Origin of the sequence: Paenibacillus aquistagni (assembly GCF_900177815.1) — a bacterium.
GTDB lineage: Bacteria > Bacillota > Bacilli > Paenibacillales > Paenibacillaceae > Paenibacillus_B > Paenibacillus_B aquistagni.
The window spans coordinates 1-1,545 of the sequence record NZ_FXAZ01000017.1; the positions used below are offsets into that span (position 1 = coordinate 1).

Consider the following 1,545-nt stretch of genomic DNA (forward strand, 5'->3'; position numbering starts at 1 on the left):
AAGTACGTAGACGTAGACCCGAAACCGTGTGATCTACCCCTGTCCAGGGTGAAGGTGCGGTAACACGCACTGGAGGCCCGAACCCACGTACGTTGAAAAGTGCGGGGATGAGGTGGGGGTAGCGGAGAAATTCCAATCGAACTCGGAGATAGCTGGTTCTCCCCGAAATAGCTTTAGGGCTAGCCTCGGATAATGAGTCGTGGAGGTAGAGCACTGATTGGATGCGGGGCCCGCCAAGGGTTACCAAGTTCAGTCAAACTCCGAATGCCACAGACTTTAATCCGGGAGTCAGACAGTGGGTGCTAAGGTCCATTGTCAAGAGGGAAACAGCCCAGACCATCAGCTAAGGTCCCAAAGTGTGTGTTAAGTGGGAAAGGATGTGGAGTTGCTTAGACAACCAGGATGTTGGCTTAGAAGCAGCCATCATTTAAAGAGTGCGTAATAGCTCACTGGTCGAGTGACTCTGCGCCGAAAATGTAACGGGGCTAAACACACCACCGAAGCTATGGCTTGATACTATGTATCAGGGGTAGGGGAGCGTTGTGTACCGGGTTGAAGGTAGACCGGAAGGACTGCTGGACTGTACACAAGTGAGAATGCCGGTATGAGTAACGAAAAGACATGTGAGAATCATGTCCGCCGAAAGCCTAAGGGTTCCTGAGGAAGGTTCGTCCGCTCAGGGTAAGTCGGGACCTAAGGCGAGGCCGAAAGGCGTAGTCGAAGGACAACAGGTTGAAATTCCTGTACCACCGTAAACCGTTATGAGCAATGGGGTGACGCAGAAGGATAGGGACGCGAGCTGATGGATGCTCGTCCAAGCAGTGAGGCTGGTCAATAGGCAAATCCGTTGACCGTTAAAGCTAGGCTGTGATGGGGAGGGAAAATTATAGTACCGAAGGTCTTGATTTCAGGCTGCCAAGAAAAGCCTCTAGCCAGGTGAAGGTGCCCGTACCGCAAACCGACACAGGTAGGCGAGATGAGTATTCTAAGGCGCGCGGAAGAACTCTCGTTAAGGAACTCGGCAAAATGACCCCGTAACTTCGGGAGAAGGGGTGCCTCGGTAGGGTGAATAGCCCGAGGGGGCCGCAGTGAAAAGGCCCAAGCGACTGTTTAGCAAAAACACAGGTCTGTGCGAAGCCGCAAGGCGAAGTATACGGGCTGACGCCTGCCCGGTGCTGGAAGGTTAAGGGGAGTGGTTAGCCGCAAGGCGAAGCTATGAACCGAAGCCCCAGTAAACGGCGGCCGTAACTATAACGGTCCTAAGGTAGCGAAATTCCTTGTCAGGTAAATTCTGACCCGCACGAATGGCGTAACGACTTGGGCGCTGTCTCAACGAGAGATCCGGTGAAATTTTAATACCTGTGAAGATGCAGGTTACCCGCGACAAGACGGAAAGACCCCATGGAGCTTTACTGTAGCTTGATATTGGACTTTGGTACGGACTGTACAGGATAGGTGGGAGCCTTTGAAGCAGGAGCGCAAGCTTCTGTGGAGGCGCCGTTGGGATACCACCCTGTTCGTATCGGAGTTCTAACCTAGGACCGT

Annotated in this window: 1 rRNA gene; it reads left to right on the top strand. The window is 53.1% G+C overall.

The features are described from left to right. Positions 1-1,545, top strand: a 23S ribosomal RNA gene (locus tag B9Y93_RS24165); the annotation flags it as partial.